Here is a 20,303-nt window from a genome sequence, read left to right as displayed (position 1 = left end):
TGCGTCTCACATCCGGAAGACACCGAAGTTGGCGGTGCCTTCGATCGGGGCAGAGGCGATGGCCGACAGGCACATTCCTACTACCGTGCGGGTGTCACGGGGGTCGATGACGCCGTCGTCGTAGAGGCGTCCGGAGAGGAACATCGGCAGCGACTCGGCTTCGATCTGGTTTTCGATCATGGCGCGCATTCCGGCATCGGCTTCTTCGTCGAATGCTTGGCCGCGGGCTTCGGCGGCGGCGCGTCCGACGATGGAGATAACGCCGGCGAGCTGGGCGCCGCCCATGACGGCCGATTTGCTGGACGGCCACGCGAACAGGAAGCGCGGATCGAACGCGCGGCCGCACATGCCGTAGTGGCCGGCGCCGTACGAGGCACCGAGCAGGATGGAAATGTGCGGGACCTTCGAGTTGGAGACGGCGTTGATCATCATCGAGCCGTGCTTGATCATGCCGCCTTCCTCGTATTCCTTGCCGACCATGTAGCCGGTGGTGTTGTGCAGGAACAGCAGCGGTGTATTCGAGCGGTTGGCCAGCTGAATGAACTGCGTGGCCTTCTGTGACTCCTCGCTGAACAGCACACCGCGGGCGTTGGCGAGGATGCCGATGGGATAGCCGTGGAGTTCGGCCCATCCGGTGACGAGGGATCCGCCGTACATGGGTTTGAACTCGTCGAAATCGCTGCCGTCGACGATGCGCGCGATGACCTCGCGGGGGTCGAAGGGGATCTTCAGATCGGTGGGGACGATGCCGAGCAGATCCTCGGGATCGGCAAGCGGTTCGATGACCTCTGCGCGCGGCTCGGGGCCCTTCTTCTTCCAGTTCAGCCGGGAGACGATGCTGCGGCCGATGCGGATCGCGTCCTGTTCGTCGACAGCGAAGTAGTCTGCGAGGCCGGACTTGCGGGCGTGCATTTCGGCACCGCCGAGGGATTCGTCGTCGGAGTCCTCACCGGTGGCCATCTTCACCAGCGGCGGTCCGGCGAGGAATACCTTGGAGCGTTCCTTGATCATGACCACGTGGTCGGACATGCCGGGAATGTAGGCACCGCCCGCGGTGGAGTTGCCGAACACGAGGGCGATGGTGGGAATTCCGGCGGCGGACAGCTGCGTCAGGTCGCGGAACATGCGTCCACCGGGGATGAATACTTCCTTCTGCGTGGGCAGATCGGCGCCACCGGATTCGACGAGTGAGATAACCGGGAGGCGGTTCTGCGTCGCGATGTCGTTGGCGCGGAAGCCCTTCTTCAGGGTCCACGGGTTGCTGGTGCCGCCGCGCACCGTCGGATCGTTGGCGACGATGAGGCATTCGACGCCGCTGACCACACCGATGCCCATGACGGTGCTCGCCCCGACGGGGAAGTCGCTGCCCCAGGCCGCGAGCGGACACAGCTCGAGGAAGGCGGAGTCCTCGTCGATGAGCAGTTCGATGCGTTCGCGAGCGAGCAGTTTTCCGCGTTTCTTGTGCCGCTCGATGTATTTCTCACCGCCGCCGAGAAGCGTCTTGGTGTGCTCGGCGTCGATCTCGCCGAGTTTGGTGTTCATGACCTCGGTCGCACCGGTGAACTGCTCGGATGCGGTGTCGAGGGTGGACTTGAGCACGCTCATGCCTGATACCCCAATCGTTTTGCTGCCAGTCCTGTCAGGATTTCCGTGGTGCCGCCGCCGATGCCGAGGATGCGCATGTCTCGGTACTGCCGCTCCACTTCGCTCTCACGCATGTAGCCGAGCCCGCCGAACAGCTGGACGGCCTGGTTGGCCACCCACTCCCCTGATTCGACGGCGGTGTTCTTCGCGAAGCAGACCTCGGCGATGAAGTCCTCGTCGGATTCGAGGGATCGTTCGACGATGTTGTGGGTGTACACGCGGGCGATGTCGATCTTGCGGGCCATCTCGGTAACGGTGTTCTGTACCGATTGACGAGCGATGAGCGGTTTGCCGAACGTCTCGCGATCGCGGACCCACCGCAACGTCAGATCGAGGCAGCGTTGCGCACTCGAATAGGCTTGTGCGGCAAGGGCAATGCGTTCGCTGAGGAACGCCTGCGCGATCTGCGCGAACCCGGAATTCTCGGCGCCTACGAGATTGGCGACGGGGACCCGGGCGTCGACGAAGGACAGTTCCGCGGTATCGGATGCGCGCCAGCCCATCTTGTCGAGCTTGCTGGTGACCTCGAAGCCCGGTGTGCCGCTCTCGACGACGAGGAGGGAGACACCGCCTGCCCCGTCGCCTCCGGTTCGGACTGCGGTGACGACGAAGTCCGCGCGGCAACCCGAGGTGATGTAGGTTTTCGCGCCGTTGACGACGTAGTGGTCACCGTCCTTGACCGCCTTGGTGCGTAGGTGTCCGACGTCGGATCCACCGCCGGGCTCGGTGATGGCGAGCGAGCCGATCTTCTCGCCGGCGAGGGTGGGGCGAACCCACTTCTCGATGTGCTCGGGATCGCCGGCCGCGACCAGATGCGGCAGCGCAATACCGTTGGTGAACAGGGACGCGAACAGCCCGCCCGACGCACCGGCCTGATGCATCTCCTCGCAGATGAGGATGGCGTCCGCCAGGTCACCGCCTTCGCCGCCGACGTCCTCGGGGAAGCCCGCGCCCAACAGGCCCAGTGCCGCTGCCTTCTTGTGCAGTTCCCGAGGAATCTCACCGTCTGATTCCCACTGGTTCAGATGTGGCAAGATGTCCTGTTCGACGAAGCTGCGCACGGTCTTTCGGAGCTGTTCGCGCTCCGGGGTGGTCCAGATGCTCATACGAGATCTCCCTTATAAGCCAGGGTTTCGGGGATGTCGATGTGACGCGACCGCAGCCATTCGCCGAGCCCCTTGGCCTGCGGATCGAAACGCGCCTGCGACGCGACGCCTTGGCCGAGGATGCCCTCGATGACGAAGTTGACGGCTTTGAGGTGCGGAAGGACGTGCCTGGTGACGGTGAGTTTCTCTGCCTCGGGCAGCATCTGTTTCACCCTCTCGGTGGTCAGTGCATGTGCCAGCCAGGCGAATTCGCTATCGGTGCGAACCCAGACGCCGACGTTGGCGCTGCCGCCCTTGTCGCCGCTGCGGGCGGCGGCGATGGTGCCGAGGGGGACGCGAACGGTGGGTTCCTCCGGCCTCGGCGTCGGGAGTTCGGGGTCATCGAGTGGCTCGAGCTCCTTCGTTTCCGATGTCGGGGCGATCGGTGTGCGAGTTCCATCGGGGAGCACGGCGGTGTGCGGGACCTCCTCGGCTGGGACGAACCCAGCGGTGAACACACCGTACGGTGCGCCGTTGCTGGGCGGCGCGGTCAGCGAGAAGCCGGGGTAACTGGCGAGTGCGAGTTCGACGGCAACCGAGGAGAACTGACGGCCGACGAGGTTCGGGTCGCTGTCCCGGGCGACACAACGCAGTAGCGCGCTCGCTGTTTCCTCGGTGTCGGCGTCGGGCTTGTCGGTGCGAACCAGAGTCCACTCCAGCTCAGCCGGGCGCTGCGGCAACCAGGACTCGAACTGCTTCTGTGCGAGTTCGGCTTTGGCTTCGATGTCGAGACCGGTGAGGATCGTCGTGAACTCGTTGCGAAAGCCTCCGAGCGAGTTGAGCGAGACCTTCAGGGTGGGCGGAGGCGGCTCGCCCTTCGTGCCGCTGATGCGGACGCGGTCGGACCCGTCCTGCGTCAGGACCGCCGTGTCGATACGCGCGGTGACGTCGGGGTTCGCGTAACGACCACCGGTGATCTCGTACAGCAACTGCGCGGTGACGGTGCCGACACTGACCGCTCCGCCGGTGCCCTCGTGCTTGGTGATGACCGAGGAACCGTCGGACTCGATCTCGGCGATCGGGAAGCCCGGGCGGCTCATATCGGCGATCTCGGTGAAGAACGAATAGTTGCCACCGGTCGCTTGAGTGCCGCATTCGATGACGTGACCGGCGACGACGGCCCCCGCCAGGGCGTCGTAATCCGTTCTTTGCCAACCGAAATGATGGGCGGCCGGCCCGAGGATGACCGAAGCGTCGGTGACGCGGCCGGTGACCACGACATCGGCGCCGGCGCTGAGACATTCGACGATCCCCCAGCCGCCCAGGTAGGCGTTGGCAGTGAGGGGGCTGCCCAAGCCTAGTTTTTCGGCGCGCGCGAGCAGGTCGTCGCCCTCGACGTAAGCGATTTTCGCGCCGCTGTCGAGCTTTTCGAGTGCCTCGGCCAGTCCTCGCGGGTTGAGGCCACCGGCATTAGCGACGATCTTGACGCCCTTGTCGAGCGCGAGACCGAGGCAGTCCTCGGCCTGACGCAGGAACGTTTTCGCGTAGCCGCGGGTGGCGTCCTTCATGCGGTCGCGGCCGAGGATGAGCATCGTCAACTCGGCCAGGTAATCACCGGTGAGGTAGTCGAGTTCGCCTCCTTCGAGCATCTCGCGCATGGCGGAAATGCGGTCCCCGTAGAAGCCGGAGCAGTTGCCGATTCGTACTGTCATTGCTTGTCTCGTCCTGGTCCGGGAGGGCCTGCGAAGGCTTGGGCGATGGTGAGCCAGTGCTCGGCGTCGGCGCCGACGGCGTGGATGTCGAGATTCTCGCGATGTGCGCGCTGGGTGACCAGCAGGCAAAAGTCCGCCGCCGAGCCGAGGACGCGCTGGGACGCGTCCTCGGGGCCCCAGGTCCAGAGCTCACCCAAGGGGGAGGTGAGCTCCACCCGGAACGGCTCGGACGGCGGAGTCTGTTGGTTGACAGCGTATGCGAAATCCCTTGTGCGGACGCCGATGTGGGCGACGCCTCGGATTCGATCGGTCGGCTCGCGGGTGACGCCGAGGGCATCGGCGACGTCCTGGCCGTGCGCCCACGTTTCCATCAGGCGTGCGGTGGCCATCGAGGCCGCGCTCATCGGTGGTCCGAACCACGGGATCTTCACCCCGGACGGAACTGTCGACAGTGCGTCGGCCATGGCGTGACGACGGGTGCGCCAGGTCGGGACGAGGTCCGGTGCCTTAGCTTCCTCGGCGGCAGCGACGTCGACGAAACCGGTGGGATCGGCCCAGGCGAGTTTCAGCGTGGCGTCGAACTCGGCGGCGGCAGCGGGGTCGCCGGCCGCCCCGGACGTGGTGCGCTCGGCGACGTTGTCGGTCCAGGACAGGTGCCCGATCTGATGGGCGACGGTCCAGCCCGGCGCGGGCGTGGGCATCGACCACTGCTGGTCGGTCAGGTCTGCAACGAGGGCATCGAGGGCATCGCCCTCTGCGCGTAGATCTTCGACGATGGAGGCAAGGTCGGCCATGTGAACAGCTTCACACCGTCGATGCAAAAAAGCAAGCACGCCTGCTTGTTAATTTGCCTGCTGTTCAAGTAGCTCACCTACCGTCCTCGACGTGAAACTCGTCGGAGCACTCGGAGTTGTTGTCCTCGTCTGCGCACTGACCGGGTGCGCGCCCACCGAACAGCAACCCACCTCGGTGCGTGTGGCCACCTTCAATGCCAGCCTCAATCGCGCTTCCGAGGGACAGTTAGCGGCCGATCTGAACGGCGAGAACGCACAGGCCCGCGCCGTCGCCGACGTCATTGCCGAGAATGCACCGGACATCCTGTTGGTGAACGAGTTCGACCACTCCCCCGCGGCCGTCGAGTTGTTCCGAGAGAACTACCTGGACGGCGTCTACCCCCACTCCTTCACCGCGCCCGTCAACACCGGTGTGGACTCGGGCTTGGATCTCGACTCCGACGGCTCGCTCGGCGGCCCGAACGACGCGTACGGATTCGGGGTCTTTCCCGGTCAGTACGGGATGCTGGTGCTGTCGAAGTATCCGATTTCCGTGGAGGGCGTGCGAACCTTCCAGGACTTCCTGTGGAAGGACATGCCGGACTCGCTGTTGCCGCGCGAGTACTACGGGGAAGCAGCGGACGCGCTTCGACTCTCCAGCAAATCGCACTGGGATGTGCCCGTCGAGGTGAACGGAAAGACACTGCACGTGCTGGCCTCGCATCCCACCCCGCCGACCTTCGACGGCCCGGAGGATCGCAACGGAAAACGCAACCACGACGAGATCCGGCTGACGGCGGACTACATCGATGGAGCGGAGTATCTGTACGACGACAACGGCGTTCGAGGCGGCCTGGCCGACGGCGAGTCATTCGTCGTACTCGGCGATCAGAACAGCGACCCCATCGACGGTGATTCCGTCGACGGTGCGATTGCGCAGTTGCTGGACCAGCCGCGCGTGCAGGACCCGGCTCCCACATCTGCGTCATACGGCACCGATACAGCCGACTTCGCCGATCCTGTGCCGGGTGACCTACGGGTGGACTACGCACTCCCGTCCTCCGAGCTGACCGTCACCGGTTCCGCGGTGTACTGGCCCGCCGACTCCGAGCACCCGTCGGACCACCGATTGGTGTGGGTGGATCTGGAAATCTGAGAAGCTGAGGCGATGGAGGATCTACCCATCGTCGAGTTCGCGTTTCCCGGCGAGTTGAGAGATTCGCTGGTCGCGCTGGTCCTGTCCGGACGAAAGACAACCACCACCGGCCTGCTTGTCGACTACACACTGCAGAACGAACCGCTTCCGGTGGTCGGTGGCTGTTTCGGCATGGTCGACTCGAACGGCGCGGTGGTGGGCATCATCGAGACAGTTGGGGTCGATGTCACGCGGTTGCGAGATGTCACCGTCGAACATGCACGGGACGAGGGCGAGGGGCATACGACGGTGGCTCAGTGGCGGGCTGCCCACGAGAGGTTCTGGCATTCGGACGCGGTGCGGTGCGAACTTGGGGACCCGACCTTCACCGTCGACGATGACACCCCGGTGGTACTCGAGCGATTCCGGCTGGTTCGGTAGCCGAGGGCAAGGAATCTGTCGGTGCGATGGTGTATCGGCCGTTTCCCTCGATAGTTGCTGGTGTGCAACAGTTTTCGCTTGACCTATTCGATTTCCCGGCATATAGTCGAACATACGTTCTAAGATTGTTTGACGCGATGCTGGGGGCACAGGTCATGTCGGTTGGGTACGGAAGAGCTTTCGCGTCGTACGCGGGTCCACAGAAGAAGCCCGTGATAGATAGCTCTCTGCTGCGTGAGATATCCGAGGTCGCGTGCCTGGAGAACCAAGCCTGCGCCCGAAAAGTCGCGCTGGCAGCCGCCATCTGGGACTCGTGCGTCCATCAGACCGTTCAGATCGGTGAGCACATCATGGATGCCGGAAACTACGCCGCCTCGGAAACCGCCAAGGCCCTGGGGTGCTCCAAGACAGTTGCCGACACGCTCGCCGATGTGGGCATGGACCTGCGGCTTCGACTTCCTGCGGTCAAGGCAGCGTTCGAGGCGGGTGAGCTCGACCTGGCCCGGGTGCGAGCCATCTACCGAACGACGAACTGCTACTCACTCGAGGCCGCGCAGCGCGCGGAATCGGAAATCCTCCATGCTGCGCGACGCATGTCCTCCGGTCCACTCTCGACCGAGATCGCCGCGACCATGCAGCGCATCGCCCCGGACGAGACAGCTGAACTGCGCAAGAAGCTGGCCAGCCTGACGCGAGTTCGTTACCGCCACAAGGACGTACTCGCCACTATCGAGGCTGATCTGGAAGCCGCCGATGCCGCAGCCTGCTGGCAACTGATCAACGAGATGGCCGCCACCGTGTGCAACCGGGATCCCCGCACGCGCAACCAACGACTCGCCGCGGCATATTCGGCGCTGCTGCGCCGCGAGGAGTACCTGCCGTGCAGCTGTACGGAAGACGAGGACCACCCTTGTTCGGCGAAACGGGAGGTGCCGGACAGGCGCGCACCGCTGACCACCGTGACTATTGACCTCACGACCCTGGCGGGCCTGTCGGACCTGCCCGGTTATCTCGCGGGACACGGACTCATCGATGCCGAGTACGCGCGAGAACTTGCCGCCAACGGAGACTGGCAGCTCATGCTGACCGAAGCCTCGAACCTGGCAGCAAAGCTGGGGGTCGATGGCGACAAGGCGGCCGGTCTTGCTAGCAGCGTCGGTTTGGGTGGCGGTGGACCGGCGGGCACTCCTGTCACCTTCCATCCGCTGGGCAGGGGGCGGCGACGGCGCGGCTCGAGTTTTCCAGAGCGCGCAGCGTCGGGATCACTCGATCGCGGCCCGAAGGTGCCTGTCGGTGGGTGCTATCGCGGTTCGTACACGCTCATCGCCGCAATGGAGGCCGCTATCGCGTCCAATCCCGCGCTGGCGGAAGCGGTTCACCCCGATGGCCACGGGGGTTTCACCGAACCGCCCGCAGGCGCGCTCAGCTACCGGCCCAGCGCTGCCCTCGCCGACTGTGTACGTCACCGCGACCGCACGTGCCGTCATCCAGGCTGCGACGTACCCGCAGCCAGTTGCGAAATCGACCATGTAGTGCCCTATCGTCACCGAGATCCAGCGCGGGGAGGCTGGACGGTATCGACCAATCTGCACTGCCTGTGTCGCTACCACCACATGCTGAAAACCATGGGTGTGTGGATTCCAAGGATGTTGGCCGGCGGGGCCGACTACTGGGTGTCGAGCTCGGGGACAACCACAATCACGTTGCCCGGCAGCGTGGTCGGCACTGCGGATCTGTCCGGCGAATCCCTGATCCCGCACATTCCGCGAAAACGGCGAACGAAATGCGGCACAGATCCCGCCGAGCCGGCCGTCGCGAGCGCAACAGCAGCCGCCGGTTCAGCCGCAGACACCGACGATCCGGCGCCGTTCTGATGTGCCGTGCTGATGTGTGTCGGCCACTACCGGTCACGAAAGCGCTGCAGAACCTCGCGCATCGTGTGCGGATAGATGCCCTCCTCCGCCAGTTCTTTGCGTGTCGAACGACGGGTAAGCAGAACGCCGACGATCGCGATGAACCACACCGGGTACTGGGCGAGAAACGCCACCCGGAAAGCCTCGAAGGTATACCCGCCCATCACTTGCAGAACCCCACCGATGGCCGCGATGACCAGGAGCGAGGCCAGAAAGCCGCCGACATTGACCATGCCCTGCGCGGTGCCGAGATTCGCACTCGGATTGAACGTACGCGCATAGTCGAACCCGATGACGCTGCCCGGGCCACCGACCGAGACGACAACCACCAGCACCACCAGCAACCACAGAGGAGCCGGGCCTGGCAGCGCCAGCACAACAGCCCAGATCGCGGCATTGCTGACCATGATCGTGAGCACCAGCCACGACCGACGCATCGGGTACCGGCCCGTCAGAATGCCCAGTCCGATACCGGAGATGACCGCCGAGATCACCGACAGCGACAGCAGCGTTCCTGCCGCAGTGGTCGACAACCCCTGCGCCGTGGTGAGATACGGAATTCCCCACAGCAGCGCGAACACCGTGATCGAGAACTGAGTCCCCATGTGCGTGAAGAAGCCGAGCTTGGTGCCCGGCCGCTTCCACACCCGACCGATCGTCGCCAGCGTTTCCCGTATCGTGGTCGGCTCGGTCAATACTTCGGCACCGGGCGGGGAATTGCGGATCAGCGCCAGCGCCAGCACGAACGCCAACAATCCGAGCGAGGCCGCACTCGCGAAGGCGAACGTCCAGCCCGACCCGTGCAGAATCATAAGGAACGGCACCGCCGAGAGAATCTGCCCCGACTGCCCGAGCAAGCCGGTCAACTGCGACACGATGGGAACTCGCCGGTTGTCGAACCACTGCGGTACGAGACGAAGCACCGAGATGAACGTCAGGGCATCACCGACCCCCACGAGCGCTCGAGCACCGACCGCAACCGGCAGGGACGCCGTCGTCGCGAGCACGAGCTGCGCGATCACCATCAACAGGGCCCCGAGCGCGATCATCTTGCGCGAGCCGACCCGATCGAGGATCGCACCCGCCGGGATCTGCATCCCGGCGTAGACGACGATCTGCAACACGACGAACAGGGAGAGCAACGACGGGCTGACTGCGAAACGGTCGGCGGCGTCGAGACCCGCGACACCGAACGAGGTCCGGTGCAGAACCCCGACGATGTAGGCGAACACACCGACGCCCCAAACCACCCACACAGTTCTCACTGCAATCATTGTGCCGGGTGCGCTGTGAAAAGATTGCAGCCTGCGCGACTCGACCACGAGAAAGTGAGCAGACGACATGGCCGACGGACACATCCTGCTGTTGAACGGGCCGAACCTGAACATGCTCGGTACCCGTCAGCCCGAGGTGTACGGCCAGGAAACGCTCGCCGACGTGGTCGCACTGTGCCAGCAGACCGCCGCTGCACACGGCCGCACAGTCCGCGCCGAACAGTCCAACCACGAGGGCCAGCTCATCGACTGGATCCACGAGGCCCGCGGAGTGGCTTCGGGCATCGTCATCAATCCCGGTGGCCTGACGCATACGTCGGTCGCCCTCCGCGACGCCCTCGTCGTTCCGGAGATCCCGATCATCGAGGTCCACATCAGCAACGTCCACGCCCGCGAGGAGTTCCGGCACCACTCCTTCGTCTCGCCCATCGCCAGCGGTGTCATCGCAGGCTTCGGCGTGGCCGGATACGGCTACGCGATCGAACGGCTCATCTCACTCACCTGACCGGCCTTCACTTGACCGGCACTCACAGCCAGGGCTCAGGTTCGTACCCCTATCCTGGCTTAGGACTTGGACGAGTTCGGCGAGCAAGGGACCTTTCGCAGTGAGCAACAACAGCAAGAAGAAGGCACAGGCGGCCACGGCGGCTATGCAGGGCAAGAAGGACAGGGGCAGCCGCACGCTGATCCAACTCGGCGTCGCGGCGGTACTCATCGCCCTGATCGCGGTCATCGGTTTCAGTATCGCCTCCAAGAACTCCGATGACACCGCAACCGGTGCCACCCCGTCGGCGGTCACCGCGGACGGGGCCATCAGAATCGGTGATCCCGACGCCGACGTCGTCGTCACGGTCGTCGAAGACTTCCAGTGCCCGGCGTGCAAGCAGTTCGAAGCCCTCAGCGGGGACACGCTCTCCGAGCTGACCGCCGACAACACGATCGCCGTGGATTACACGCCGATCTCGATCCTGGATCGAGCGTCGTCGACCAATTACTCCACTCGCGCCGCCAACGCCGGCATCTGCGTCGCCGAAGCCGACATGGCCGCGTGGCCGAGCTGGCACGAGGCAATGTTCGCGCAGCAACCCGCTGAGGGCGGCGCCGGACTGAGCGACGACGAGCTGATCGCCATCGCCGAGACAGCAGGGGTCGACAGCTCCGAACTCGCGAGCTGCATCACCGACGGCAGCTACAACGACTTCGTGGCGACTACGACGCAGACCGTGCTCGAGTCCGGCGTCACCGGCACCCCGACCGTCTCGGTCAACGGCACCGTGGTGGCCAACCCGAGTCCGGACGGCCTGCGCACCGCAATCGCCGACGCGAAGTAGGCCCCGCAGTGAAGCCTGCCCGCGCCACCGCCTGGGTCCTCACGGTCGGCGGATTCCTCGGTCTGCTCGCCGCACTGGCGTTGACCATCGAACGCATCGAGCTCCTCCAGGACGCCTCGTACGTGCCGTCGTGCAGCCTGAATCCGGTCCTCTCGTGCGGCACGGTGATGACCACGGAGCAGGCCGCCCTGTTCGGATTCCCCAATCCGATCATCGGCATAGTCGCATTCACCGTCGTCCTCGTCACCGGTGTACTGACGCTCGCACGCATCGCTCTGCCGCACTGGTACTGGCTGGGCCTGACCTTGGGCACCCTGCTCGGCGCAGTGTTCGTACACTGGCTGATCTACGAAAGCTTGTACGTGATCGGCGCGTTGTGTCCGTACTGCATGGTGGTGTGGGCGGTGACGATGCCGATCCTCGTGGTCGCGCTCTCACAGCTGGTCGGCAACTCACGGGTGGGCGGCCTGTTCGTCGAATGGCGTTGGACGATTCTCGCCGTCTGGTACGCGGTGGTGATCGCAGCGATCGGAATCCGCTTCTCCGACTACTGGGCAACCCTGGTGCCCTAGCCACAGCGACCGGACCTACAGCACCGCTACCGCCTCTATCTCGACCAGCAACTCAGGCATCGCGAGACGAGCGACCTCGACGACGGTCTGCGCTGGTCTGGTCTCGGGGAACAGCTCGCCGAGGATGCCGGTGTAGATGTCGAGGTCGCCGATATCGCGGAAGTAGACCGTCAACTTCACGACGTTGTCCAGCGCACCGCCCGCCGCGTCGAGGATCAGCCGGATGTTCTCGAACGACAGGCGAATCTGCGCGTCCACGTCCCCGACGCCGTCGAAGCTACCGTCGGCTGTGATCGCGGTCTGCCCGGACAGGTAGAGCGTCCGCTCGACGTCGCGGACGACCACGCATTGGGACAACAACTGGGCACCCGGATCCCACACTGTGCTTGGTGACAGCACCTGCTTGTCGATGACGCGCTCCTTCTGTGACGAATACGAATCTCAATGTAACGGTTCACAGAACTGGTACGCGTTCTATAACGCTCCGCAATCCGCACCGACAGTGCATGATGATGTGAGCCAGCTCACTGAGATGAGTTCGGTACGACAAGGTCGGGGAGAGCGCGAGCACCAGGAGTTGTTACATGGCAGGCGACCCCATCGCAGTCATCGTTGCGGTAATCGTGTCCGCCGCAGGAGTGGCAGCAGGCACGGAACTACCCCCGGAGATCGCGGACGGTGCTGCAGGTATTGCCGCATCCGCGGAAGAATCGGCACCTGCACTGCAGAAGCAACTGGACGACATGCTCGGCGCACTACCCGAGCCGGCTCGTGAGACCGCCGAGACAATGCTCGAGGACGCAGCAGCCGCCGTCGAGGGCGCGGCCGAACCCCTGCTACCCCCGGCGCCCGAGGACGCAGAGCCGTCCGACCCGGCGGACCCGGCCGAGTCCGAGAGCGGGCCGCCCGCCGAGCCCGCGACGACCAACTCCATCGTCTCCACTGCCGCTGTCTCCGCGACGGTTCCCTCTGCAGGAGCGGCGTTCTCGTCGATCTTCCCGAGCAGTGCAGGCGGCATGCAATTCGGCACATCGACCTTCTCTCTCGGCGAACTCGCGTCCCAGACCGCGTTCATGCCCGCCGCCGAAGCCATTCGGCGTGCACTGTTCCCTGGTATGCCCGCCACGTTCACCGGAGTCTCGACCTCCCCCATCGGCGCGATCACCGCCTTCGTGCCGTGGCTGATGAAAGCCGGTGCCATCTGCGACGGTGTCAACGCCCCTACCATCGCCGCCCTCTACGCGGCCGAGAACGGGTTCCGTCACGGGCCCACCGCCCCGGTATCGAGCAGCGGAGCCCGAGGCCCGGGCCAGTTCATGCCCGGCACCTGGGCCAAGTACGGCAAGGATGCCGACGGAGACGGTGTCGCCGACGTCAACGGCATTGCCGATTCCGTCATGGCTTCGGGCAACCTGCTCTGTGACATCAACAAGCAGGTCGAGCAGTGGAAGTCGCAGGGCCGGGTATCCGGCGATTCCCTGGATCTGACCCTGGCCGGTTACAACGCCGGCGCCGGCGCTGTGCTTCGGTCGGGCGGAATGCCCTCGGGCCTACCGGACTACGAGAATCAGACCAAGCCATACGTGGCGAAGATCCGCGCCACCGAGAGGCAGTTCGCGGCGCTGCTCAACCCGTTCTCGTCCCTCGATCTCGGCACCATCGGGGCCCGCGCGGTCAACTCGGCGATGGACTACCTCGGCCTCCCCTACGTCTGGGGCGGCGGCAACATCAACGGTCCGTCCGGCGGCGGGTTCGACTGCTCCGGCCTGACCTCGTATGCGATGTACCGCGCGTCGGCCGGTGCCGTGACGCTCCCCCGCACCTCTGAAACCCAGTGGAATGTGGGCACCGAGATTCCGCTGGAAATGGCGCAGCCGGGCGACCTGCTCTTCGGGAACTGGCAGTCGGCCGGCCCCGGGCACGTCGCGATCTACATCGGCAACGGTCAGATGGTCCACGCACCCCAGCGCGGCGACGTCGTCCGCGTCGGCGACGTGTTCGACGGCATGAAAGCGCGCCGGGTGCTCTGACGGAAGGCTCCAGGGATTGCTCTGACGGAGTCAGGGGGTAGGTTCGAGCGCGAGCACCGACCCCGAGACGAGGAGCACGCCTGTGACCACCGGAGCCGGCACCGAACCCCAGAGCTTCACCGACGAACTTGCCCCGCCGCCCCCGGTCGGCGAAGGATTCGAGACGGGCTGGACCGTTCGCACCGCCGACGTCGATCCCGATAATCGCCTGCGGTTCGACGGCATCGCCCGGTATCTCCAGGACATCGGCTCGGACAACCTCGACGCGACGCCGTTACATGCCACCGATCCGTTCTGGATCGTCCGCCGCACGGTCATCGACGTCATCGAACCGGTGCACTTCCCGGACCGGGTGCACATGCGACGCTGGTGTTCCTCGATGTCGACGCGATGGTCGAACATGCGCGTGCAGATCTCCAGCGGCAAGGGCGCCTCGATCGAGACCGAGGGGTTCTGGATCAACATCAGCGCAACCACCGGAATGCCCACGCGCATCAGCGACGAGGCTCTGGAATTGTTGGCCCGCACCACCGACGAGCACCGACTTCGGTGGAAAGCATGGCTCACCGAACCGGTGCCCGACGCATCCGAGACCGACACACCGTTCCCGTTGCGCGCCACGGACATCGACTCGTTCAACCACGTCAACAATGCCGCGTACTGGCATGCCGTCGAAGAGTTCCTGGTCACTCACACCGAGTTGGTGCGCGAGCCGCACCGAGCCGTGATCGAGTATCTCTCGCCCATCCTCGCGAGCGAGCACGTCATCATCCGCCACCGCTACGAGGGCGGCGCGCTCACCCTGTGGTTCGTGGTGGACGGGTCCGTGCGCTCGGTGGCGAAGGTGGCGCCCAAGCTGTGACGGTCGAGCTTGCCGCGCGGAGTGTGCGGAAGCTCGTCGACGACGAGTATGCGTGCGGGCATGCTCGGGCTCGGCAGCACAGCACGAAGATGCCTACGGATATCGGCAATCTCAGGCCGCTGCGGGCCGAGCACCACCGCCAGTCCGGGTACCTCACCCATCCGCTCGTCCGGCACCCCGATGCAGGCCGCCTCGGCGACCCCGGGCACCTCGAGCGCCGCCGCCTCGATCGGCGCCAGTTCGACTTTCAGTCCCGAGCGATTGATCACCTCACTGCCGCGCCCCAGTAGCGTCAACGCGCGGCCGTCCACCGTCCCCCTGTCGCCCACCGTCATCCACCCGTCCACCGGCCCGCCTGTCACACCGGATTCGGTGAGGTAGCCGTCGAAAAGCATGTCGCTGCGAACATGGACGATGCTGTCGCGAACGTCGGCCTCGACCCCGTCGAACAAGGTTCCGGCTCCGGGATCGACGCCACGATCGTAGGAGACGAAGCTCAGCTCCGAGGCGCCGTAGAAATGCGTGAGCGACGCGTTCGGCAGCACGGTCTGCAGTGCGACTCGGCCTTGGGTCGGCCAACGCGCCGCGCTCGAGAGCACGGCGCGGACACTGGGAACGGAGTCGACGCCGGATCGGACGAGATCCCACGCGATGGTCGGCACCGAATACAGATGGGTCGGCTCATCGGCCACCGCCGCGACGAGGGGGCGCACGTCGACCGTCGCACCGCACGTCAGCCCGTGCAGCGCGCCGTAGAGGAAGTGGGTGTGGTCGAGCACACCAGGGGTGCAGAGTCGATCACCGCGGCCGATGTCGAACACCTCGTCGCTGCGATCCAACGTGCGCGCCCACGACAGCTGGTTGCGGACGAACAGTTTCGGCTCACCCGTCGTACCCGAGGTGACACCGAGAAGCATCTCGTCGCCGGGCTCGGCTCTCCCGTGCGAACCGTCTGCATCGAGACCAGCCACCGGGTCATCACACCCCCACTGCCGCAACCGTCGGTGCTGACTCGGCGCCGCCAGTACCGCGGCCGGGCGGGCGAGATCCATCACCCGCGTGAACTGTTCGGGGAGAAGGTGCCGGTGCAGTAGCACCACCCCGGTTCCCGACGCCATCGCCGCGGCGACCGCCACGAGCGAGGAGACATCCGACGTCGGCAACACCGCTACCCGCGCCATGCCGCGCATCCCGGCCGCGGTGCGCGTGACTCGGTGCCAGAACTCGGCGTACGTCACCACTTCCCGGCGATCGACAACAGCCGCTGCATCCGGGATCTCGACGACGCGACGGGCAATGCGGTCGGTCAACAATTCGGACATGGCACCTCACACACTCTCGTCATCCCAGTCATCCTCGTCCCAGTCGTCGTCATCCCAGTCATCGTCGACGCCGCGCGCGACGAGTGCATCGCCCATCGCGTCGGCGGTGCGCAATGCCCGCACGAGGACGGGTGTGGCCAGCGCCGTCATCGACCACTGCAGCCCGCGGGCTTTGCGTGCCTCCGAGACCTCGTGCACGATCGTCGCCAGCATGGGGATGCAGCGGATCGCCAGGGCGAGCATGAGACCGACCCGCTCGGGATCGACGCCGAAACGGCGCAACGGCCCGAGTGCACGGGTAACGGTATCGAGCATGGCGGTCACGCGGGTGGTGACGGTGACCAGCGCGGCGAGGGCCACCGAGATGAGCAGGACTCCGCAGACGACGACGGCGCGTTGCCAGGAGGTGATGATCAGCTGGAACGTCCCGATGATCAACAGCATCCACAGCACCGGACGCAACTGCGCCACCGCGATTTTCGCCGGGATCCGCGCGACCGCGAACAGCGCGGCAACTGCGGCGGCCACCGCCAGCACTTGAAGTGGAGTTCGCACCAGAATTGCCACCGCGAGAATCGTCGTCACCAGCAGTATCAGTTTCGCCCCCGCAGGGAGCCGGTGTATCGGGGACGTGCCCGGCCGGTACAGACCTATCAACTGACACGGCCGATCATTCGACGAGCTCCCGGTATGCGGGAACAGCGTCGCTCGGCGTGCCGTCGAACGCGACGAGCCCATCGTCTATGACGACGACACGCTCGAAGCCTTCCAGCAGCGCGAGCTGATGGGTGACGACGATGACCTGCTGGTCGATCGAGTCGAGGGCCTGCGACACGACGCGGGCATTGCGCAGGTCGAGCAGAGTGGTCGGCTCGTCGGCGATGACGACCTCGGGCCTGCGGATCAACACCGCGCCAATCGCCAGCAACTGCTTCTGGCCTCCGGAGAGCAAGTGAGCAGGGTGCTCCGCATGGCCGGCGAGCTGGAATCGAACCAGCATTTCCTGCACCCGATCCGCGATCTCTACCTTGCTCAGTCCGGACCGCCGCAACGAGAAGGCAAGGTCCTCGGCCACCGTCGGCATGACGATCTGAGTGTCCGGGTCGGTGAACACGAAGCCCACCTTCTTGCGAACCTGGGCGCCCTTTTTCGCGGGGTCGACGCCGTCGACGGTCACGGTGCCGGAATCGGGTGCCAGCAGTCCGTTGACGGTGCGGGCCAACGTCGACTTGCCGGAACCGTTGGAGCCGATGATGCCGACTCGCCGCTCGGTGATCCGCAGGCTGATCCCGCGCAGCACCTCGCGCTCACCGAAAGCATGGCGCACCGAATCGAACACGATCTCACTCACCACGCACGCTCCACGATCATCGCTATCCCTTGGCCGCCGCCGATGGCACACGCCGCCAGGCCCAGTTCCGGGCCGTTCTCGGTGAGCATCTGACGCGCCAGTCGAACGAGCAGAACGGCTCCCGAGGCACCCCAGGGATGACCCATCGCGATGGCGCCGCCCTGCGGACACAGGGTGTTCTCGTCGATGCCCAACCGGTCGGACACCGCCAGCACCACCGAGGCGAACGCTTCGGTGATCTCGACGATCCCGATATCGGACAGTGCGATTCCCGTACGGCGCAGTACCTTCTCGATCGCCGGGACAGGTCCGAGCCCGGGCAGTGCTGGATCCGATCCGGCCACAGCCGACCCGAGTACCCGCAGCGCCGGCAGGCCTTTCGCCAGAGCCTCCGAGGTCACCGCTACCACTGCGGCCCCGTCGGAGATGCCGCACGAGTTCCCTGCAGTCGCGGTGCCGTCGGCGGTGAAGCTGGGACGCAGCCGCGCGAGCCGAGCCTGCGTCATGTTGGGGCGAATACGTTGATCGCGTTCGATGCCCGCGACCGGCACGATCTCACCCGTGAAATCCGTCGCCGCCGCCAGTGCGTGCGAGCGGGCAGCGTACGCGTCCTGCCGCTCCCGCCCGATCCCGCAGGCCTGCGCCAGAGCGTCGGCGGCGACACCCATGTCCGGGTCCGGGAAACCGGACGGAGCGAACGGCGCGCGCGTGTATCGGATCGGTTCCGCTTCGCCCTCGGGCGGCCAGAAGCGCCACGGAGCTGTGCTCGCGGATTCCACTCCGCCCGCAAGGATCAGTTCTTCCTCGCCGCTGCGTACGCGCATCGCCGCCTGCATGACCGCATCGAGCCCGGAACCGCACTGTCGATCCACCGTCACACCGGGGACTTCGGCGCCCAGTCCGGCGCGCAACGCCGATACCCGTGCCGGATCGCCGCCCGGCCCGAGGCAGTTGCCGAGAACGACATCGTCGACGTCCGCGTCACACCCCGACTCCAGCAGCGTCGCCAGCGTGGCGGCCAGGACCGGGGCAGCGAGATCCGTCGTCGTCAGTGCCGCGAAGCCGTGACCGGCGTTGCCGATGGGCGTACGCCAGGGAGCGACGAGCATCGCACTCGAACCGAACGCGTTAGGGCTGGCGGTCATGAATACGAGTCTTTCACCCGGCCGCGGGCGATCTTGCCACTGCCGGTACGTGGTAGCTCCTCGACGACGGTCCATCGCCGCGGCAGGGCTGTGCTCTGCAAGCGTGCTCGAGCCTGCTGCTTTATCGGCTCCAGGCGTCCGCCCGGCTCGAGTTCGATCACCGCCGTCACCGTCGCACCGAGCACGGCATGAGGAGTGGCGATGGCCGCTGCGGCGCGGACACCGTCGATATCACCCAGGACCCGTTCGACATCCTCGGCGAGGACGGTCGTTCCGCCCACGTCGATGGCCGCATCCCCGCGGCCGTGTACGACGAGTTCGCGGCCCGGGCCCAGCTCGGCGATATCGCCGACGCCGACCCACTCGTCCGTCCCCAGCGCTGCGTACGGCGAGCGTACGAAGAGGAGTCCGTCGCGGACCTCGGCTTCGACGTCCTTCAACAGGGTCAGTGAAGACGGAACGACGCGGGCAGCGACGAGGGAGAGTTCCGCGGCGCCGTAGTACTCGACAACCCTCAGGCCGTCGGCTTGCTGCTCGGCGGCTCGATCGAGACCTGTCCCTGCGACGATCACCGTTCGAAGATCGGGTGCAGTCCCGAGGAGCAGCTTCCTGAGCACTGCAGGTACGGCATGCGCTGCCGTGGCAGTGGCAGGGTTGTCGGTGACGCAGGCCCCGAGCCACAGCGCGTGAACGGCGCCGAAGAGATGCATCGTGGCGTGCAGCGGTCCCGTCACGAGGACTTTATCGGCCGGGGTGAGACCGACGAGGGAGCTGAATTCTTCGAAACTGCTCGTCCACGACGCGGCGGTCCGCGCGAGCGGTCGCGGGGTACCGGTGGATCCGGACGTGCCGACGAGCAGGAACGCTCCGTCGGGCACGGAAGTTCGGTGTGGCCGGGCGGCCGGATCTTCGACATGGACGACGGCGCCCTGCCGGGCGGCGGCGAACACGCAGACGAGCGCCTCGGGTGGTGACAGCTCCGAAGCGTCGTGCACGGCCGCGGCGGGCCAGCGATCGACTGCCTCGTCGAACTCGGCGTAGGTGAGCACGGTGCCGGCCCAGTCGATCGCCGGGTCCCGCCCCGAGCCGCCGAGCCTCACTTGGTGATGAGGCCCGGGTACGCGCGATGAACGCTCTTCGCCACGACGGTGGCAATGACGACCTTCGCCAGGTCGCCGGGAACGAATGCGAAGTTGGTCGAGATCGATGCCCACACCGCGAGGTCGGTGCGCAGCAGCAACCCGATGGTGCCGAACACGTAGATGACCACGATGCCGCCGAGCGCGTTGATCAGCAGGCCGAGTGCGAGGGGATACTTCGGCAGGATGCGCGCGGTGAGCAGTCCGATGACGAAGGCTGCGGGGATCCAGCCGATCAGGTATCCGGCGCTCGGACCGGCCAGAGCGGTGAGTCCGGTGCGACCGCCGGAGAGCAGCGGCAGCCCGATCAGCGTCAGCGCGATGAACACTGTGACGGCGGCGGTGCCCTTGCGGGCGCCGAGGATGGCTCCGGCGAGGATGACGCCGAGGGTCTGCAACGTGATGGGGACGCCGCTGAAACCGACGGTGATGGCACCGGGCAGCCCCAGAGCGGCGATCAACGCGGCGAACACCGCGATCTGCGCCATGTCTCGGGCAGAGAACCGCACCTTCGAGACCATCGACTTCTTGCCTACTGATTGCTTCACTGCGCCCACCGTGACTCCTCGTCGTC

General features: G+C 65.8%; 20 protein-coding genes. 8 read left to right on the top strand and 12 right to left on the bottom strand.

Translation table 11 applies throughout. From position 1 onward, the window contains the following. Positions 1-6: 6 nt before the first annotated feature. From J1M86_RS07540 to J1M86_RS07525, 4 genes are read right to left on the bottom strand one after another with little or no spacing between them, the layout of a single operon-like run. On the bottom strand, positions 7-1,605 hold the full coding sequence (locus J1M86_RS07540; RefSeq protein WP_206509394.1) for an acyl-CoA carboxylase subunit beta: 1,599 nt from the start codon (positions 1,603-1,605) through the stop codon (positions 7-9). Continuing rightward, the gene (locus J1M86_RS07535) at positions 1,602-2,750 is read right to left on the bottom strand and encodes an acyl-CoA dehydrogenase family protein (protein WP_206509393.1); all 1,149 of its coding nucleotides are present in this window, start codon (positions 2,748-2,750) and stop codon (positions 1,602-1,604) included. Before J1M86_RS07535 ends, J1M86_RS07540 begins: the two co-directional genes overlap by 4 nt. After that, on the bottom strand, positions 2,747-4,441 hold the full coding sequence (locus J1M86_RS07530; RefSeq protein WP_206509392.1) for an acyclic terpene utilization AtuA family protein: 1,695 nt from the start codon (positions 4,439-4,441) through the stop codon (positions 2,747-2,749). Before J1M86_RS07530 ends, J1M86_RS07535 begins: the two co-directional genes overlap by 4 nt. Beyond that, entirely contained in the window at positions 4,438-5,235 is a 798-nt protein-coding gene (locus tag J1M86_RS07525; protein WP_206509391.1) for a TIGR03084 family metal-binding protein, read from the bottom strand. Before J1M86_RS07525 ends, J1M86_RS07530 begins: the two co-directional genes overlap by 4 nt. A 91-nt stretch (positions 5,236-5,326) precedes the next feature. Between J1M86_RS07525 and J1M86_RS07520 the strand changes: the two genes are divergently transcribed. The 3 genes from J1M86_RS07520 to J1M86_RS07510 all read left to right on the top strand — a co-directional run bounded on the left by J1M86_RS07520 (position 5,327) and on the right by J1M86_RS07510 (position 8,664). Continuing rightward, a complete protein-coding gene (locus J1M86_RS07520; RefSeq protein WP_206509390.1) occupies positions 5,327-6,370 on the top strand; it encodes an endonuclease/exonuclease/phosphatase family protein in 1,044 nt (347 codons plus the stop codon). Between the two features lie 12 nt (positions 6,371-6,382). After that, entirely contained in the window at positions 6,383-6,790 is a 408-nt protein-coding gene (locus J1M86_RS07515; protein WP_206509389.1) for an ASCH domain-containing protein, read from the top strand. Positions 6,791-7,002: 212 nt separating this feature from the next. After that, positions 7,003-8,664, top strand: coding sequence for a DUF222 domain-containing protein (locus J1M86_RS07510; RefSeq protein WP_307786561.1), 1,662 nt, complete (start codon positions 7,003-7,005; stop codon positions 8,662-8,664). A gap of 26 nt (positions 8,665-8,690) precedes the next feature. On the opposite strand, the gene J1M86_RS07505 is transcribed toward J1M86_RS07510, so the two are convergent. Then, on the bottom strand, positions 8,691-9,977 hold the full coding sequence (locus tag J1M86_RS07505; RefSeq protein ID WP_206509978.1) for a nitrate/nitrite transporter: 1,287 nt from the start codon (positions 9,975-9,977) through the stop codon (positions 8,691-8,693). A 67-nt stretch (positions 9,978-10,044) separates the two neighbouring features. On the opposite strand from J1M86_RS07505, the gene aroQ reads away from it, so the two are divergent. The 3 genes from aroQ to J1M86_RS07490 all read left to right on the top strand — a co-directional run bounded on the left by aroQ (position 10,045) and on the right by J1M86_RS07490 (position 11,880). Beyond that, entirely contained in the window at positions 10,045-10,482 is a 438-nt protein-coding gene (gene aroQ, locus J1M86_RS07500; protein ID WP_075837626.1) for a type II 3-dehydroquinate dehydratase, read from the top strand. A gap of 100 nt (positions 10,483-10,582) precedes the next feature. Continuing rightward, complete coding sequence (locus J1M86_RS07495) at positions 10,583-11,308, top strand: thioredoxin domain-containing protein (RefSeq protein ID WP_269417441.1); 726 nt, start codon at positions 10,583-10,585, stop codon at positions 11,306-11,308. Positions 11,309-11,316: 8 nt separating this feature from the next. Next, on the top strand, positions 11,317-11,880 hold the full coding sequence (locus J1M86_RS07490) for a vitamin K epoxide reductase family protein (protein ID WP_075839242.1): 564 nt from the start codon (positions 11,317-11,319) through the stop codon (positions 11,878-11,880). 15 nt (positions 11,881-11,895) lie between these two features. On the opposite strand, the gene J1M86_RS07485 is transcribed toward J1M86_RS07490, so the two are convergent. Then, on the bottom strand, positions 11,896-12,279 hold the full coding sequence (locus J1M86_RS07485) for a RidA family protein (RefSeq protein WP_307786560.1): 384 nt from the start codon (positions 12,277-12,279) through the stop codon (positions 11,896-11,898). Positions 12,280-12,464: 185 nt separating this feature from the next. Here J1M86_RS07485 and J1M86_RS07480 point away from each other — a divergent pair, with 185 nt between their 5' ends. Then, the gene (locus tag J1M86_RS07480; protein WP_206509388.1) at positions 12,465-13,910 is read left to right on the top strand and encodes a bifunctional lytic transglycosylase/C40 family peptidase; all 1,446 of its coding nucleotides are present in this window, start codon (positions 12,465-12,467) and stop codon (positions 13,908-13,910) included. Between the two features lie 82 nt (positions 13,911-13,992). Continuing rightward, complete coding sequence (locus J1M86_RS07475; RefSeq protein ID WP_075839243.1) at positions 13,993-14,772, top strand: acyl-[acyl-carrier-protein] thioesterase; 780 nt, start codon at positions 13,993-13,995, stop codon at positions 14,770-14,772. Here J1M86_RS07475 and J1M86_RS07470 read toward each other — a convergent pair. From J1M86_RS07470 to J1M86_RS07445, 6 genes are read right to left on the bottom strand one after another with little or no spacing between them, the layout of a single operon-like run. Then, a complete protein-coding gene (locus J1M86_RS07470) occupies positions 14,691-16,094 on the bottom strand; it encodes a class I adenylate-forming enzyme family protein (protein ID WP_206509387.1) in 1,404 nt (467 codons plus the stop codon). The genes J1M86_RS07475 and J1M86_RS07470 overlap by 82 nt on opposite strands. 6 nt (positions 16,095-16,100) lie before the next feature. Next, positions 16,101-16,751 carry an energy-coupling factor transporter transmembrane protein EcfT gene (locus tag J1M86_RS07465; protein ID WP_206509386.1) on the bottom strand — a complete coding sequence of 217 codons (651 nt, stop codon included), beginning with the start codon at positions 16,749-16,751 and terminating at the stop codon, positions 16,101-16,103. Between the two features lie 13 nt (positions 16,752-16,764). Further along, positions 16,765-17,445, bottom strand: a complete 681-nt coding sequence (locus J1M86_RS07460; RefSeq protein ID WP_075839245.1) for an energy-coupling factor ABC transporter ATP-binding protein — start codon at positions 17,443-17,445, stop codon at positions 16,765-16,767. Further along, positions 17,442-18,590 carry a thiolase family protein gene (locus J1M86_RS07455; protein ID WP_206509385.1) on the bottom strand — a complete coding sequence of 383 codons (1,149 nt, stop codon included), beginning with the start codon at positions 18,588-18,590 and terminating at the stop codon, positions 17,442-17,444. Before J1M86_RS07455 ends, J1M86_RS07460 begins: the two co-directional genes overlap by 4 nt. Beyond that, entirely contained in the window at positions 18,587-19,690 is a 1,104-nt protein-coding gene (locus tag J1M86_RS26820; protein WP_206509384.1) for a synthetase, read from the bottom strand. Before J1M86_RS26820 ends, J1M86_RS07455 begins: the two co-directional genes overlap by 4 nt. Further along, entirely contained in the window at positions 19,687-20,217 is a 531-nt protein-coding gene (locus tag J1M86_RS07445) for a biotin transporter BioY (RefSeq protein ID WP_230555283.1), read from the bottom strand. The genes J1M86_RS26820 and J1M86_RS07445 overlap by 4 nt, the downstream gene beginning before the upstream one ends. Between the last annotated feature and the right edge of the window lie 86 nt (positions 20,218-20,303).

The sequence above is a fragment of the Rhodococcus sp. KRD197 genome, from assembly GCF_017168235.1.
Lineage (GTDB): Bacteria > Actinomycetota > Actinomycetes > Mycobacteriales > Mycobacteriaceae > Rhodococcoides.
Note: the sequence above shows the minus strand (reverse complement) of the source record. Positions and strands in the feature narration are given on the sequence as shown.